The sequence below is a fragment of the Flectobacillus longus genome (assembly GCF_030056705.1).
In the GTDB taxonomy this organism is placed as follows: Bacteria; Bacteroidota; Bacteroidia; order Cytophagales; family Spirosomataceae; genus Flectobacillus; species Flectobacillus longus.
This window is the reverse complement of record NZ_JASHIC010000012.1, coordinates 107,048-124,180: the sequence shown is the minus strand read 5'-3', so window position 1 is coordinate 124,180 and position 17,133 is coordinate 107,048. Positions and strand designations below refer to the sequence as shown.

The window sequence follows — 17,133 nt, the reverse complement described above, 5'->3', positions numbered from 1 at the left end:
CTTAGAAAGCATTTTCAAAATATTAAAATTTATAGATAGTGAAAGAACAAAAAGTCCTGTCGAAATTTTGGTTTTGGGGTTTACTAATCTTACCCATTCTACTGTATTTCCTATTGATTGAGCTTTATGGCATGAATATACCTTACGTGGACGACCACGGACTGAAGGGTTTTTTAGTAAAATTCCAAGAAAGTAAAACTTGGACAGAAAGAGTTGCTAGCATTTTTGCACAACATAACGAACACCGAATTGGACTTACTCGTATTTGGTTTTTGTTGGTTTATGGGATTTATGGAAGTATTAATTACAAATGGTTAATGTGGTTTGGCAATATCCTGTTAGTCGGTGTGTTGGGGATATATGCTGCTTATTTCAAGAAAAATAAAATATCACTTTTGTACTTTTTACCGCTTCCTTGGATACTATTAACCTCGATTAATCAGGAAAATACCTATTGGGGAATGGCTTCTATCCAAAATTTTGGAATTGTTTTCCTAAGTCTTTGGGCATTTTGGGAATTAGAGGAAGAAAGACTCATCAGTGCGCTGGTATTGGTATCGATTTCAGTGTTTACCAGTGGAAATGGCTTTGTTACCTTAGCAATTATGGGTGGTTTTTTATTGTTGAAACAGCAGTGGAAAAATTTTGGAATCTTGGTTCTGGTAGGACTAGGGCTTGCTTATCTCTATTTTGCGAGTTACCAGAAACCTCCAGCAACACCTTCGGCTACCTTGTCAGACTTGAAAAAGGTACTTTTAGCTTTTGTTTCTTTTGCTGGAAGTGCCGCTGATGTATCACTCGATTCAACGATTTCGGCACGAACTATAAAGGCGATTTTGTTGGGAGGTATCTTGTTAATGCTAGCGTTGATTTGTGTTGTCAGAAATATTCCTTTTGATTTTAGATTGAAAAAATATTCTACTCCTAAAAACTGGCCTGTTTTTGTTTTAGCAACCATATTATTGATTGTTTTATCATCTTTTATGGTCGCATGGACGAGGGTTGTGGGATACGGAATGCCAACCATCTTGACGAGCAGATACAAGATTTACAGTCTTTTGTTTGTGATTACGATGTATGTTTGGCTGTTGCGAGTGCTAGAAGAAAAGCATCGTTGGAGTATGTTTTTGTTAGCACTTCCGTTTTCAATTTTGACCTATGTCAACGGATTTTGGCAGAGCATTTCACAAATAGATTATCATTACAAGGGGTTGATTTGCAGTATGTTCAATTGGACGTATGAAGATTTGTCAGGGAAAACTAATAGTCCAACGCAGTTTAGATACTATAATCCTGAGACAGTATTTAGTAGTTTAACGCCTATTTTGTTGGCCAACGACTTTAGTCATGATCCACAAATCAAATTAGAAGAAGCCAAAGTGCAAGATGGCAATGTCGTGATTCGTGGTGTTGGCGATTTTCATTTTCCTTGGCTCGACCCTGATAATGGAGTGTATTTGATTGCTAAGTCTTCAAAACGAGTATATGTTTTCCCACTTCGTTCGGTAAAAGCAGGTACGAGGTTATTGATAGGAGGGCATGCAGTTTTTGGGCCTTATTTTGAAAACCAAATTCCAACATTCGAATTTGATGCAGGTACTTATAAACTAGCTATTTTGGCAGTCGAAGATACTCAAAAACGTATTTTGAATACTCAGCAGAGCGTTACCATAGAGGCTGATAATAGAAAAGCCGTGGAGACGAATTGGTAAATAAATTGAGTGATTGAGCGATTTAGCGTTTGAGTGAATAACTAAAAAATCACTCATTCGCTCAAACACTCAATCACTAAATATTACTTCGGTGATGTTGGTCTTACTTCGATTTTACTTGGTAAAGTACGTGCAGGAAGTTTGATTAGGTCTGCAACGATTTGACCAATATCCTCTGGTTGGATTTTCCAAGCATCTTGTTCATTTGGTGTATGACCATTGAAATACGTTGCTACCGACCCTGGCATAATCGTTGTCACTTTGATACCCTCGCTGCGCACGTCCATCATAAGCGCCTGTGTAAATCCTACCAAACCAAATTTGCTGGCATTATAAGCGGTTCCTTTGGCAAAGAAATTAGTTCCTGCCAAGCTCGAAATAGAAATAAAATATCCTTGTGTAACTTTTAAGGCCTCAAGTGTAGCTTTTGTGGTAAAGAATACACCCGTCAAGTTGATGTCAATTGTTTCTTGCCATTGTTCTTCGGTCAAGTCCTGAACAGGAGCAAAGTGACCTACACCAGCATTGGCAATTACATAGTCGATTCTTCCCCAAGTGGCTAATACTTTCGCCACTGCGGATTCTTGTGAGGCAAGACTTCTTACATCTGATTCCAAGCCCAGTGCGTATCCTTCTTTGATTTCGTTTAGTTTTGCGGCAGCTTCCTCGGCGCCAGCCAACGAACGACTGGTGATAGCAACTTTGATACCTTCTTTGATTAATACTTCGGCGATTCCGTAGCCAATACCTTTCGAACCTCCTGTAATAAATGCAGTTTTGATTTCAGACATAATTTTTGTTGGGATATAGATTTTTGGGTAGCTTCTCGTAATAAAATCACTACCCAATAACCTTGTGTGATAACCCTTTTAGAACTGATATTTCGACAAAATAGTTTAGTCAATAATCGACTGATAAATCATTTGCTGTACCTGTTTTTCAATTCCTCCGTCTTTTTTCGGCCAAACTTGAAACATTACAACCAATAATAAATCCTCTTTTGGGTCGATGGTATAGTGCGTGTAATACATACCGCCCCATTCGAAGGCTCCTTCCGAACTTGGCAAAGATGCTTTTCCTTTTTGGGTATAAATTTCAAATCCTAAGCCAAATTTATTGGTATTATCTCTGATGCTTAGTTCGCCAATTTGGTTGGTAGTCATTAGCTCGACGGTTTTGCGACTCAACAAGCGAGTGTTGTTAAAAGTACCGCCGTTCAAGAGCATTTGGCAAAGTTTGGCATAATCTAAAGCCGTAGAAGTTAAACCAGCACCGCCAGAAAAGTATTTTCTTTCGCCCGAAATAGGATAATCAGTCCATTGTGAACGAGGCTTTGGTGTAATGCCTTTTTCTTTTCCTATTTCTTCATAAACTGTCACTAGTCGATTTTTCTTGGCATCGTCGATATAAAAACCCGTATCATTCATGCCTAGAGGCTCGAATATTTTTTTCTTCAGAAATTGGTCAAAAGGCATTCCTGAAACGACTTCGACAAAATAGCCCAAAACGTCGGTATTGAGTCCATAAGTGAATTTTTCACCTGGTTCATGAAACTTAGGTAAAGCCCCCAAGCGATTCATTGTTTCGGCAATCGTTTCGTTTTGAGTAGAAAAATAATAAGGAATTTTAGCCTTTCCGTACAAAGCATTTTGATAAGGAATACCCGCAGTATGGCTCAATAAATGTCGAATCGTAATTTCTTTTTTGGCAGGATGAGCGGTGTAAGTACTATCTTGAGGATTGATTTGGTCGACAATTTGACCATTTTTAAAAGCAGGAATATATTTAGAAATAGGGTCGTCTAAGCTAAATAGACCTTCTTCATAAAGCATCATGACTGCCACCGAAGTGGCTGCTTTTGACATAGACATGATACGAAAAATATCATCCGTTTTTTGGACTTTTCGGGCTTCGATATCATTCATTCCGTATGCCTTATGTAATACCAGCTGCCCATGACGAGCGGCTAATACCACTGCACCAGGGATGCGTTTTTCTGCGATTTTTCGATTGAGTAATTGCTCTATTCTATTTAAACGCTCAGTAGACATTCCTACTTTTTCGGGAGCTATACCCGAAGTAAATTGTTGAGGTTTTTGAGCAAAAACAGTAATTGTAAAGAGAAATAGGTAAAAAAAGAAGAGCTTTTTCATGTTATAGTATCGAGAGATTATGTGTTTGATTTAGTGAGAGGTAATTAGGTCAAAGAGAAAATCTCTTTGACCAATAAATTATAATTTTGTAGCTAAAATTAGCTCAGCAGGACCTGCCAAAAACTCTCCAGATGTTTTGCCAAATTCTACTAAATGGGTATTTGCCAAGTGTTTATCTAAATGCTCTTGACTTTCCCAGTTTTCGTAAAAATAGAAAATCGTAGCATCTTCGTTAGATTGGTGCAATACATAATCAATACATCCTTCTTCTGCAACAGTAGGAGTAATAAGTCCCAATAAAGCTTGTTTAGCGATTTCTTCTTTGCCTTTTTGTGCAGTAATTTTTGCGATAACGGTTAACATAAGTTGGTTGGTTTTTTAGTAAAATTGTATTTCTACGCTGTAGGCTTTATGCCCTAAGCCAAATGCTTAAAAGTGTTCCTGAGAAAGAATGGGAATATTTTGCCGAAAGCTCAATCAGACAAAAAAATCAATTACAGATATAAAGTGTTGACAATTAAAAAATGTAGATTCACAACTCATAATTTTGCACTTCTATCTATTTTCCACAGCATTTTTTATATTTCTTTCCGCTTCCGCAAGGACATGGTGCATTACGATCGATTTTTTGATTGGCAGGTGGTTGAAATTTACCTAATACGTAGTACCAGCGATTTTGTTCTTTTACAAAACTTGAATATTCGTAATGCGTGCGAGCAATTCCATCAGCATCTTTAAAAGAAGCTCTAAACTCCACTTCTCCTTGAGTATCAGTACTTTTTCCGTTTTTGGTAGAAAGTACTTCGAGTTTAATCCAAGTATTTTCGGTAGCCCATTCACGAATTGACGACGGGTCAAAATCACTTCTTCGGCTTGGATGGGTGGTTTCGACAAGATAGTCAACTTTTATTTTGTTATAAGCGGTATATCTGGAACGCATCAATTGTTCTGCGGTCGGTGCAAATTCTTTACCTTCAATAAAAGGCTCGCAACATTCAGTATATGCTTTTTGAGAGCCGCAAGGGCATAATTCGGCTAGTGACATTGGGGCAATGGAAATATGTTTTGAATAAATACAAAGATAGTATCCCTTGAGATTTTATGACTAGGTATCGAGATGTTTTTAGAAATACGAAAAGCGCCATAGATATCACAAATCACAGAATCAACTGTATCTTGTCATACCTATGGCGCTTCAATTTTCTTCGAAAGGAATTTTTAAACTACTCTTCCGTTTTCTTTTCCATTTTTTTCCAAATATAGAAAACAGGAATGCCTAAAGCTACAATACCAACACCCGCCCACGAAGGAATAGGTTTGTAAATCAATAAGTTAATACAAAGTCCTGCTGCAAAAACCAAATAGATTGCAGGAATCAATGGATAACCAAAAGCTTTGTAAGGACGCGGAGTATCTGGTTGTTTTTTTCTTAGAATAAATACGCCACCGATAGTCAAGATATAAAATACCAGAATCGAGAATACTGTATAATCTAATAAATCACCATAAGTGCCTGATAAACATAATAATGATGCCCAAACTCCTTGAATAATTAATGAAAATCCTGGGACGCCATTTTTATTTATTTCGCCTGCTTTTTTGAAAAATAAGCCATTTTTTGCCATGGCATAATATACACGAGCACCCGAAAGAATGATACCATTGTTACACCCGAAAGTCGAAATCATGATGAATACTGCCATAATAATAGCGGCAGGATTCCCGAAAATCATCTCGGCAGCAGCCGTTCCTACTCGGTCGTTGGTGGCAAACATGATACCTCTTGAAAGTGTATCAGGTGCATTTGGATGACCCTGTACTGGCAGTAACATCAAATAGGCCACATTGGCTAAAATGTAGAGAGCACTCACGGTCAAAGTTCCATATAGCAAAGAGAGAGGAATATCTCTTTTAGGATTTTTCATTTCGCCAGCGATATAAGTAACGTTATTCCATGCTGATGATGAAAATAATGGTCCAATCAACGCCAAACCAACAGCAGACCAAAGGCCAATACCCGATAGATATTCGTAGTCAATGATTTTTCCTTTTTCCCAAATAATTTTAACAGGACTCCAGAAGTCGATCGCATTAATTGCCCATACGCCTTTGTCTGGATTTAGCCCTACGATAATACCTACGACAGCTAAGCCAAGCAAAGCACCGATTTTGGTTACAGTGAAAATGAGTTGGACGATTTTAGCATTTTTAACACCTTTGAGATTGATAAAGGTAAGAAATGCAATAAGCGCAATAGCTAAGAATTGTTGTGTACTAAAGAAACCCAAGAAAGGTTGGTCGTTGATCAGGTCGGGGAGGAGTACGCCAGTGTATTTGGCAAAAGCCACTGCCACTGCGGCAATCGTACCAGTTTCGATAACCAAAAAGGTAGTCCATCCGAACAAAAAACCTACTAAGGGATTATATGCCTCACGAAGATATACGTATTGTCCGCCAGCGTTGGGCATCATGCCTGCGAGTTCGCCATACGATAAGGCAGAAATGAGCGTAATAATACCAGTAATAATCCAAGTGAGGAGGAGGTATCCTGGCGAACCAAGGTTGCGAGTTACATCTGCCGAAACGATGAAAATCCCCGAACCAATCATAGAGCCAATCACAATCATACTGGCATCTAGCAATCCTATTTCTTTCTTTAGTTGTTGATTTTTTTCCATACTCAAAGAAAAGAAAAAACCTTCAACCAAACAAGAGGGCTTATACCGCCAAAACGTATAGATAGGTGTCTTATTCGACAAAATAAAAGCTCATTCCGACAAATATGCCAAAATGAGCTATAGATTTTATGGGAACAAAGTAAGGAAATGCAACAAAATGAATTATTTAGGTAATACTAGCAGGGGCATGTTAAAGTCCTGAATAAAATGCTTTGTCACGCTAGTATGAAAAAGGTTATCAAAGAAGCCTCGGTCTTTCATGGCCAATACCAACAAGTCTCCTTGATTTTTCTGAAGATAATTCTCAATTCCTTCGATGGGATTACTACCCAAGGTAAGGTGGCTTTCGATATTTTCATTTTCAAAAAAAGTCAATAACCAATCCCCTAAGGCTTCGTCGTCTGCCAAATTAGATTCCTCAACATCATGTATGTGAAGAATATTAGTTTTGGCTTTAAAACGTTCTGCTATATCAATAATTTTTCTGACAATTGTAACTTCATTATTCGTATAATCTGAGGCATAAATAATATGCTTCATGTCTTGGATATGGGCAGTATCTGGGATGACAAATACAGGGCAAATTGAATTTTTTACTACCTGAAAAGTATTACTTCCTATGATGTTGCTCCAAATATCCTTAGCGCCTCTAGTGCCCATAACGATAAACTCGGCGTTTACCTGTTGGGCTACCTGCTCTATTACATCTGAAATAACGCCATAGATACTCAAAAGCTTTACTTCATTTTTGAAGTCCTTTAAGTACTGACTTTTGACCGTGACTAACTGTTTATCTGAGGCTTTCTGAGCTTCATGGATTTCCTGCTCGATTTGAGAAGGGGATTCATAAGGCAAAGACCCAGTAAGATTAAACACATGCAATAGCACCAAGTCAAGGTTAAGGTTTTGAGCCACGGTACTAGCAAATACAAGCGCTTTTTGAGCTGTATCACTAAAGTCGGTAGGTACTACAACTGTTTTCATAGAGTTTGTTGTTTTGTTGATACAAATTTGACAAGATTTTGGCTTTCTATGAATGAGGCTCGTTAGGAGCCTTACTGTTTAATGTCATGATTTTTTATGCGATTAACTCTTTTTTCAAGCAATAAACTCCAAGGTTTTAGATGTTTGTAAGTATTTAAACCAAAGGCTTCTACCGCATTTTGATGGATATGTGCTTGAGCTTCTTCCAAAGAATCTGTAATTAAAAATAGAGAAAGGTCCTCTGGCGAAATGGTGCCTGCTTTTTCCATTGCTACAATTTGTTCATAAAGTTTTTGATAAAACTCCTTGCCAAATAGTACAATCGGAAATGGACTCATTTTATGAGTTTGTATCAAAGTTATAGCTTCAAACATTTCGTCGAGTGTACCAAAACCTCCTGGCATGACGATGAAGCAATATGAATATTTGCTTAAAAGGACTTTTCGAACGAAGAAAAAATCAAACTCGACCACTTTATCCAGATAAGGATTTGGGGCTTGCTCGTGAGGCAGTATGATATTACATCCAACGGATAATCCACCCGCTTCTTTGGCTCCACGATTGGCTGCCTCCATGATTCCACCACCTCCGCCAGTCATGACAGTAAAGCCCATATTGGCTAATATAGCGCCAATTTTACGAGCTTGTTCATAATATGGCGTACCTTCTTGTAAGCGAGCAGAGCCAAATACGGTAGCACATGGACCTACAAAATGTAATACTCGAAAGCCTCTAATAAACTCGGCAAGTACTTTCAAAACATATTTTAACTCATGCCATCGTGAGTTTTTGTGGGTCAGAAAACAATGTTCAGATTTTGACATGGGATTGGTTTTTATGAGTGAAATAGAGTATTTAGGGATCTGGGTTTAATTTTTCTAATTGCCTTTTGTCAAAAATATCTTAATCTCTCAGTCTTGTTCTTGATTGCAGTCAATAGTTGAGTTGATTTATATCATTATTTGTAGAAAAACTTTGATGATTGTAAATGAAAGGTAGTGTATTTCCGTTATGTAATTTAGTAATCGAGCAAAATTACAATTTCCGAAATCCGTTTTAGTATTTATAGAAAGGAAGAGTAAGATTGCGCTAGTTAGCTAAGAATAACCTGCTGAAAATCAGATTTATATTTACTATATACCACTCATATCTATGAATGTTTTTTTGTTGATGACCTTGCTTTTAAATTGGGGAAAAGTTGATGCTAAAAGAGATGAACATACTTTTTTACTTCCTAAAATTGTCGCTGAAAAATTGCAGCAAATGCAACAGTCTGATGCTAGAATCCGAGGGAAGAAAATAGCTTGTATTGTCGATTTTTCACGACCTTCTTTCGAAAAACGATTGTATGTGATTGATCTGCAAAGACAAGTGTGTTTGATGAATACGTGGGTAGCTCATGGAAAAGGCTCTGGACGCAGTGCTGTGGCCGAATACTTCTCAAATGATTCGGGTAGTTTGTGTTCTAGCTTAGGAGTATTTGAGCCGATTGGTCAATTTTATGGAAAGCATGGATTAAGTATTCGTCTTAAGGGTTTGGATAAAGGAATCAACGATAATGCAGTAGAGAGAGGAATCATCGTACATGCCGCAGACTATATTTCTGAAAAGAATGCAAGTTTTTACAAACGTCAAGGAAATTCGTTTGGTTGTTTTGCCGTCATGCCAACAATGATTGAGCCTTTGGTCAAATTAGTCAACCAACCAGATGCAGTGATTGTGGCTTTTAAATGAGAAAGATGTTAATAGAAATGATACTTTCTCAAACTTAATACGGGTTTACTGTTAAAGCTAAAATATGACAAATTCTTGACCAAAGATTCCACTTAGCGGGTGAATTCGTTCACCCGTGACGGAAATGTTTGTATCGATATAAAGCTTCCTCTACCTCACTTTCTGATAAACATCTGAGTAAAAAACCAAATCGCCTTTTTCATTGATGCCAGAACATAAATAGCTAATCAATAGCGGTACATTGGGTTGAACTTGAAAATAAATAGGCTTCAAATCTGGTTCGTGCTGCTGGACAACTAGTTTCTGAATCAATGAAGGATTTCCTAATAGTTTCTCGGCTAGTTCTGTTGGTTTTTCTAAACGAATGCAACCGTGACTTAGCCAGCGATTACTTTTCTGAAAAAGCTTTTTTGCATTTGTATCATGCAAGTACACTGTAAATGGATTATCAAAATCAAACTTCACAATTCCCAAAGAATTATCGCATCCTGCCACTTGTCGTAATTTGTAAGGAAAGTTTTTGGCATTGAAACTCGACCAAGGAAGTGTAGTTTCATCTAACACATTCCATTTTTGGTCAAGTACTTGTATGCTGTTATTGCTCAAATAATTGACATCTTTTTGGATTTGTGGCAACATTTCATTGATAGTAATGCTCGATGGTACAAACCAATAAGGGAAAAAAATACATTGTTTAATCGTACTCATCAAGCTAGGTGTAGGTGTTTTGGGGTTGCCAACAATCACACGCATCGATAAGGCTTTGGTTTGTGCTTCAATCATCGAAAACTCAGCAGAAGGAATATTGACCCATAGATATGTTGGATAATTCCATGCACTCAAGAAACGAATATAATTGAGGTCGTACTTTAGTTGATTAAGAAGCTGAAACTTGTTGGTATTTAGTGCTTTAAGTGTATTGTTTCCTAATTTTCCATCTGCTTCAAGATTGAATTTTTCCTGAAATTTCTTTAATGCTTCTATCAAAATAATTTCGCTATCATAAATTGTAAGCGACTCTATACATTTCCAGAAGACTAACTTTTGTTGAAGACTTTTATTTTCTACTAATGATTTAGTCAATTTTGTGGGAATAAATAGACTGTCTGGCGCATTTAGTAATCGTTGGTATGTTTCTAATACCTTCTTGTAGTGTTGATTTTTTACCTCATATTTTTCGAGAAGTTTAGAGAAAGATCCATATTTGATATTTTGATGAAGGACTTGAGGAGTGTTTACAGGCTGATTTTGGTATTCAATACCATTAAAAGCTAATGTTTTGGGCTTGATTCCAGCGGTAAAATCACTGAAATATGACAGCATCGCATGAGTGCATAACAGCTCATATTCAAGCTGGTTGACGTTTGGCTGAATAAGATAGTCGAAGTGATATTCTTGCGGGTTTAGCCCATATTGTACGGCTTTGCGAAGTTCTTCTATAAAACTTTCTTGAAATGCCTTGTTTTCATGCCAAATAGGTTGGAAGTTATTGTCTTTATAAAAAGCCTGTAACTCCGAGGGTTCAGTAATACTGAGTTGTTTGGCAAAAACAGGGTCTTCGCACAATTGTTTTAATAAGCTTTCAATGTTTTCTTGGGCAAAAGTAGTTGCCGAAACAAGAAGTAAGATAATTGAGAAATAGACCTTTTTCATAAAATAAATAGCTTGTTGTGGAAGACTTTTACAAAGGTCGCTTGGAAAGGAGAGGAGTAAACTGAGTAGTTCAAGCAGAAAAAATGATAATTATCATTCATCAAAAAAGCCATCCCCGAAGGAATGGCTTGTATACTATTTGCAGATGATACAGCGCTTATTTTGTTCCGTATTTTTCTGAATACTTTTTGTACAAACGTTTTTGTTTGTCATCCAAGTCGATTTTTTTACCTTGAATGAATGCGTGCTCAACTTTTGCTGAACGCATATCTAACAAATCGCCTTGTGATACAACCAAAGTAGCTTGTTTGCCAACTTCCAAAGAACCCACATATTTGTCGATGCCCAAGATTTTAGCATTGTTGATAGTTACCAATTTCAAAGCATCGTCTTTTGACATACCGTGTCCAGCAACAGTACCAGCCAAGAAAGGCAAGTTACGTGTGCGCCAGTGCATACCAATATATGCTAAACCAACCGTTACACCTTTTTGAGCCAATAATTGAGGCAATTTGTAAGGCAAATCTGTGTCGTCGTCAATACTATTTGGCAAACGGTGTGTACCTGATACAATCACAGGAACGTTGTTGTCACGCAAAAAGTCTGCTGCTAAAAGAGACTCTTCACCACCGATAATTACTACGCTTTTTACGCCTTTTGATTTAGCAAACTGAACAGCTTCGATGATTTCTTTACCATAATCAGCCGAGATATACAATTTTTTAGTACCATCAAAAAGACCTTTCATTGCCTCCAATTTTACATTGATAGGATTAGGGTTTTTGATTTGAGCATAAGCTGTTGCGTCGTCGAACAACTGAGCTAATTCACGAATTTGCTCTTCTTTTTTATCGTTTTTCTTGGTTGTTGAAGAAAACGTTTCGAAGTTGAATTCACGTTTGAAATAACCAACCCAGTTAAGGTGAACACCATCATCTTTCTTCAAAACGGCATCTTCCCAGTTCCAACCATCCAAATTCATGATGGAAGACATACCAGAAATAATTTCACCTACTGGTGTCACTTGTGTAATCAAAACGCCATTACCACGAACTGTAGGAATCAATTCTGAGTCAGTGTTATAAGCAATCAAAGCACGAACGTGAGGGTTGATTGCACCAACTTCTTGTTGGTCAACTGTAGCACGAACTGCTTCGATTTCTACCAAACCTAGTTGGTTGGCAGGAGCGATCAAGCCAGGGAAAACGTGTTTTCCTGTTACATCGATTGTTTCTGTACCAGTTTTATCATAAGCAGTTCCTGCAGGACCAACTTTAGTGATAACACCTTTATCAAAAACGATTACACCATTTTCAATCACAGGACCTGCTGCTGTGTGTATAGTGGCACCCGTCAAAGCAATAGGCTTAGACTGAGGGGTAGCAGCCGCTTGGTTTTGAGCGAAGGTAGTCTTCACACCCAAAAACAAAGCTAGCGTATATAATAATGCTGATTTTTTCATTTTGTAATAAAATTTTAAGTCATGAAAAATGCCTTTGGGGACATTTTATCTTAAAACATGTACTGAATTTGAGACAAATAATGCTTCGATAACGTAGCAGAGTAGTAAATGTGCGATATTCACCATTCACAACTCACCATTCAACACTCTATTTGTCACAGTTGTCTTGTAACTGCAATGTGCCAAATGCACGTGTTTCACCTTCTTCTTCAGTTAAACCGCCCAAAGAGTTACAAACGAACAATCTTGGTTTGCGCATTTCTGGTCTAGCAGTAGGAGCACCACTTGCTTTTGAATTCAACATTTTTTGAATCAAACGATTACGTTCAGCAGCGATATTAGCACGCAATTCTTTGTCTTTTTCGATGTCGAAATAAACAGCACCTTCAATGATCGTTTTTTCTGGTTTTGCGTAAACCGAAAGTGGGTTTTCGTTCCAAAGTACAACGTCAGCATCTTTACCAGCTTTAATACTACCCAAACGGTTGTCAAGGTGCATCATTTTAGCAGGGTTCAATGTAACCAATTTCCAAGCTTCCTCTTCAGTAAGACCACCATACATGACTGTTTTTGCAGCCTCTTGATTCAAACGACGAGCCATTTCAGCATCATCTGAGTTGATAGAAGTATTGATCCCAACTTTGGTCATCAAAGCAGCATTGAAAGGAATTGCTTCTTTTACTTCCATTTTGTATGCCCACCAGTCAGCAAAAGTAGAACCACTAGCTCCGTGTGCTTTCATTTTGTCAGCTACTTTATAGCCTTCCAAAATGTGCGTGAATGTATTTACTTTGAAACCTAATGAATCAGCTACTTTCAACAACATATTGATTTCAGACTGCACATAAGAGTGACAAGTGATAAAACGTTTTTTGTTCAAAATCTCAGATAAAGCATCCAATTCCAAATCACGACGTGGAGGCGTCAAAGTAGCTTTGTTAGCGGCTTTGTTATATTCAGCCCAAGCTTTATCGTATTCTTTAGCACGTAAGAAAGCATCCATCATGATTTGCTCAACACCCATACGAGTTTGAGGGAAACGGATACGAGCACGGTCACCCCAGTTAGCTTGTTTTACGTTTTCACCTAATGCAAATTTGATATATCCATCCGCATTTTGAATCTTCATTACTTCTGGCGCTTCACCCCATTTCAACTTTACAATTGCAGACTGACCACCAATACAGTTAGCAGAACCGTGTAATAATTGAGAAGAAGTAACTCCACCCGCTAATTGACGGTAAATGTTTACGTCCTCAGAGTTTACCACATCTTCCATACGAACTTCAGCCGTAACCGATTGAGAACCTTCGTTTACAGAAAGTAAGGCAATATGAGAGTGTTCGTCAAAAATACCATTAGTCAAGTGTTTACCTGTACCATCAACAACTTTAGCACCAGTTGCTGACAAGTTTTTACCCACTTGAGCGATTTTACCATCTTTCAATAATACGTCAGTATTTTTCAAAACGCCATCCTTCTCGTTTGTCCAAACAGTAGCATTTTTAATCAATAAAGTCTCTGCTTTTGGTTTGGTTTCAGCACCGTAACCATTGAAAGGATATACGATTTTGCCAATAGTTGGAACAGGCTTTTTCGTAGTATCAGCCTTTGCCACAGCTTCTTTGAAAGCTTCTTTGAAAATAGCATCAAATTTTACAGGAGTACCTGCTGCATCAAAACCATCGCCTTTGATATTTTTGCCATCGTAATAGGCACTAATACGAGTATCACCTTTGTCTTTTTTAGCATCCAATTTGAAAGATAAAGTCAACAAATCACCAGTTCTTGTCACTTTAGGAGAAACCTTTACCGAATCTGTTACTTGGATTTGGAACTCTGGCTTATCTACCTTACCTGTTACATTTAATTTCAAGCCTGATTTGCCCGCTACGCTCAAATCGTAAGTAGCACGCATATCAGTAATGTTCATGTTATTTACAACGTAGCGCTTTCCTTTTACCCAGTTTTCATAAATTACATTGCTTTCCTTGAAAAGATTATCTGATGTAATCAAGAAGTTGGCCAACATACCAGGCTTTAAGCTACCTACCAAGTTATCTACTTTGTTGAACTGAGCAGGAACCGAAGTCAAAGCTGCCAAAGCTACTTTTTCATCCAAACCATATTCTACAGCTTTACGCAAGTTTGCCCAGAAATCAGACTTGCTTCTTACGTTAGAAGTTGTGATAGCAAACGGAACACCTGCTTTAGCCAAAATAGCAGGATTGGCAGGAGCCATTTCCCAGTGTTTCATATCTGACAACGAAACAACACTCGCATCAAATGGGTCTTCTACGTCAGGAGTCGTTGGAAAATTCAATGGAATAATCAACGAAACGCCAGCAGCTTTTACTTCGTCAAGACGTTGGTATTCGTCGCCACCACCTTTGATAATGTAATTAACACCAAATTCTTTTCCGATTTTGTTAGCTCTCAAAATACCCAATTTATCAGATACCTCAAATACTTGTGGTACCGATTGACTGTTGTTGAAAGACTCTAAAGAGATGTTATATTCTGTTTTACTTTTACTTTTTTTGTACCAATCAGCATCCAAGTATGTTTGACGTAACAAGGCTACCGAACCCATTAGTGAGTTTGGATAGTCTTGAGTAGACGAACCTTTTGAAAGAGAGTAGTGTGCCGAAACATTGGTTTTCAATAAAGCTTCTTGGTCACGACCGTCGATTAAGGCAACTAATGCAGAAGTACCACGAATGATACCGTCCTGTACGTGCGTGATGGCAGCACCAAAACCAGCTTTACGCAATTCATCAGCAGCAGTTGGATTGCCTGTATAAATTGTAGCCGCATTTACTTCTGGCAAAACGGCTTGATTCCAGTTATAGGCTCCTTGTTTTTTAGATTCGAACTGAGGGTCGCCTCTAAAGCTACGACCTTCTCTTTTGAGCTCAGGCATACCGTAGCTACTATACGCTTCTACCAAAGAAGGATAGATGCGCTTGCCTTTGAGGTCGATTACTTGTGTGCCAGCAGGAAGTGTGATGTTTTTGCCTACTGCTTCAATTACTGAACCCTTGATTACTAAGGTTGCGCCTTCTAAAACAGTATTAGCATCTGAAACGATTGTTGCATTGACAAATGCGTAAGTGTTTGGACGCTCATCTTGCACGCCGTTTCGAGGAAACGTAGTGGTTTGAGCTCTAAGCACCGTTCCAAACATGATGATGTTGATGAACGTGTAAAGAATCTTCTTCATAAAAAGAAATTTAGATTAAAGGTAGTTTGTGTAAAGTGATATGGCAAACCAAAGAATTTGCCCAATGAAATATTACATCATGTAAAAATTGTACGATAATCTCGAACTTCCAACAAGTTTTGACCAAATTTAGACCAAGTCAGGAATTCTAGCGCCTAAATACAAAAGGGTATTTTTTACAGTAGGATAATAAATAGTTTTTATAATATTTTTCTCGTAAACGTTTCCGTAAACGTTTACGGAAAAATATTCAATAAAACCCTTGAAAAGTGCTATTTTGTTTGTATATCTTTAGGGAAGAATCTCAGAAAACAACTCATTTTTATGATGACTGCAAAAAGAATTACGGATGAAGTAGCTTTGTGGAACGCATTTCGTGGAGGGGATCACGACGCATTTACACTCATATACCGTAGCTATGTAAACCTCTTGTATAACTATAGTACTAGTATTACCCAAGACCGTGAGTTAATCAAGGACTGTTTGCATGATTTATTTGTAGAACTTTGGAAAAATCACCAAAATTTAGGCGAAACGACTTCTATTCGTTATTATCTAATGGCTTCTATAAAAAGAAAGTTGGTTCGTCATTTAGAAACGCAACAACGTCAGACTTTGCATCATGAAGGATATTATGTTGAAAATCCTGATTTTGTTGGTTCGCACGAAAATCGTTTGGTCGCTTTTGAAGAAGAACAAAAGTTTAATCATGTACTAAATGAGTCTTTTCGTTTTTTGACTAAAAGACAAAGAGAAGCTCTTTCTTTGAAATTTTTCCATGATATGGACACCGACCAGATTTCAAATAAAATGAATATCAATCCTCAGTCGGTTTACAATCTTATTTTTGGCGCATTGAAGACCTTAAAACAGCACATCGGCGCCGAACAAATTGCTTTTGCATAGGGATTAGATTAAATACATAACGATTACAAAAACCTGTCACAGAAAATTGTGCAGGTTTTTTTTATTTTTTTCAGTAGAAATACGAATTCCATGACTTATATTATTAAAGTTCAAAAAATAAATTGAATAATCATATATCTTTTTTTCTCTACCTCAAAGAAAAATTTCCATTCTTAAGCCTACTATTACCTCATTATATCCCTATAATATTGACTATTAAATGTAATTATATATTTGATAACCAATGTATTGAAATAAAAATAAAAAAACCATCCTTTTTTGTCTGTAAAATAGAGTAGAAAAAAAGAGATTGTGCCTTGTGTAGTAAAATTGCAAAAAATACTTTCAAAAGTTCAATTTATGGCACGCCTCGACAACATTCTAAAATATGAGTTTTTTCATGCTGAGGATTTTATCTCAGATACCTTTTTTTTAGAATGGGTAACCTCACCAAGCAATCGGGAATATAGTGCGTTTTGGAACAAACTAGTAGAAATATATCCTGATAAATGTATTGAAATAGAAATAGCAAAAGATATTCTTCTGAATAACTACCAAGGTCAAGGCCTCAATCCACTGGAAGAAGAAGAACTCTGGCGAAAAATCAATAAATCTTTATTATCCTAAT

The 17,133-nt window shown here is 37.3% G+C and carries 14 protein-coding genes; 4 read left to right on the top strand and 10 right to left on the bottom strand.

All coding sequences use genetic code 11. The features are described from left to right. Positions 1–131: 131 nt before the first annotated feature. Positions 132–1,712 (top strand): hypothetical protein, encoded by a 1,581-nt coding sequence (locus tag QM491_RS10350; RefSeq protein WP_283327419.1) that lies wholly within the window; start codon positions 132–134, stop codon positions 1,710–1,712. 83 nt (positions 1,713–1,795) lie between these two features. Here QM491_RS10350 and QM491_RS10345 read toward each other — a convergent pair whose 3' ends face one another. The 7 genes from QM491_RS10345 to QM491_RS10315 form a co-directional block, all read right to left on the bottom strand. Next, the gene (locus QM491_RS10345; RefSeq protein WP_283327418.1) at positions 1,796–2,503 is read right to left on the bottom strand and encodes an SDR family oxidoreductase; all 708 of its coding nucleotides are present in this window, start codon (positions 2,501–2,503) and stop codon (positions 1,796–1,798) included. A gap of 105 nt (positions 2,504–2,608) precedes the next feature. Next, positions 2,609–3,865, bottom strand: a complete 1,257-nt coding sequence (locus tag QM491_RS10340) for a serine hydrolase domain-containing protein (protein ID WP_283327417.1) — start codon at positions 3,863–3,865, stop codon at positions 2,609–2,611. A gap of 78 nt (positions 3,866–3,943) precedes the next feature. Beyond that, positions 3,944–4,228, bottom strand: a complete 285-nt coding sequence (locus QM491_RS10335) for a putative quinol monooxygenase (protein WP_283327416.1) — start codon at positions 4,226–4,228, stop codon at positions 3,944–3,946. Between the two features lie 196 nt (positions 4,229–4,424). Continuing rightward, positions 4,425–4,910 carry a YchJ family protein gene (locus QM491_RS10330; protein WP_283327415.1) on the bottom strand — a complete coding sequence of 162 codons (486 nt, stop codon included), beginning with the start codon at positions 4,908–4,910 and terminating at the stop codon, positions 4,425–4,427. Positions 4,911–5,088: 178 nt separating this feature from the next. Beyond that, the gene (locus QM491_RS10325; RefSeq protein WP_283327414.1) at positions 5,089–6,543 is read right to left on the bottom strand and encodes an APC family permease; all 1,455 of its coding nucleotides are present in this window, start codon (positions 6,541–6,543) and stop codon (positions 5,089–5,091) included. 162 nt (positions 6,544–6,705) lie between these two features. Then, positions 6,706–7,527: a universal stress protein gene (locus QM491_RS10320; RefSeq protein ID WP_283327413.1), complete on the bottom strand. Its 822-nt coding sequence runs from the start codon at positions 7,525–7,527 to the stop codon at positions 6,706–6,708. A 71-nt stretch (positions 7,528–7,598) separates the two neighbouring features. Beyond that, positions 7,599–8,351 (bottom strand): LOG family protein, encoded by a 753-nt coding sequence (locus tag QM491_RS10315; protein WP_283327412.1) that lies wholly within the window; start codon positions 8,349–8,351, stop codon positions 7,599–7,601. 328 nt (positions 8,352–8,679) lie between these two features. Here QM491_RS10315 and QM491_RS10310 point away from each other — a divergent pair, with 328 nt between their 5' ends. Beyond that, entirely contained in the window at positions 8,680–9,261 is a 582-nt protein-coding gene (locus tag QM491_RS10310) for a murein L,D-transpeptidase catalytic domain family protein (RefSeq protein WP_283327411.1), read from the top strand. A 150-nt stretch (positions 9,262–9,411) separates the two neighbouring features. On the opposite strand, the gene QM491_RS10305 is transcribed toward QM491_RS10310, so the two are convergent. From QM491_RS10305 to QM491_RS10295, 3 genes are all read right to left on the bottom strand, one after another. After that, entirely contained in the window at positions 9,412–10,914 is a 1,503-nt protein-coding gene (locus QM491_RS10305) for a L,D-transpeptidase family protein (protein WP_283327410.1), read from the bottom strand. A gap of 157 nt (positions 10,915–11,071) precedes the next feature. Continuing rightward, a complete protein-coding gene (locus tag QM491_RS10300) occupies positions 11,072–12,376 on the bottom strand; it encodes an amidohydrolase family protein (RefSeq protein WP_283327409.1) in 1,305 nt (434 codons plus the stop codon). A gap of 148 nt (positions 12,377–12,524) precedes the next feature. After that, a complete protein-coding gene (locus QM491_RS10295; protein ID WP_283327408.1) occupies positions 12,525–15,599 on the bottom strand; it encodes an amidohydrolase family protein in 3,075 nt (1,024 codons plus the stop codon). Between the two features lie 324 nt (positions 15,600–15,923). Between QM491_RS10295 and QM491_RS10290 the strand changes: the two genes are divergently transcribed. Next, entirely contained in the window at positions 15,924–16,505 is a 582-nt protein-coding gene (locus tag QM491_RS10290) for an RNA polymerase sigma factor (protein WP_205691039.1), read from the top strand. A gap of 360 nt (positions 16,506–16,865) precedes the next feature. Next, positions 16,866–17,132, top strand: coding sequence for a hypothetical protein (locus QM491_RS10285; protein ID WP_283327407.1), 267 nt, complete (start codon positions 16,866–16,868; stop codon positions 17,130–17,132). Position 17,133 lies beyond the last annotated feature (1 nt).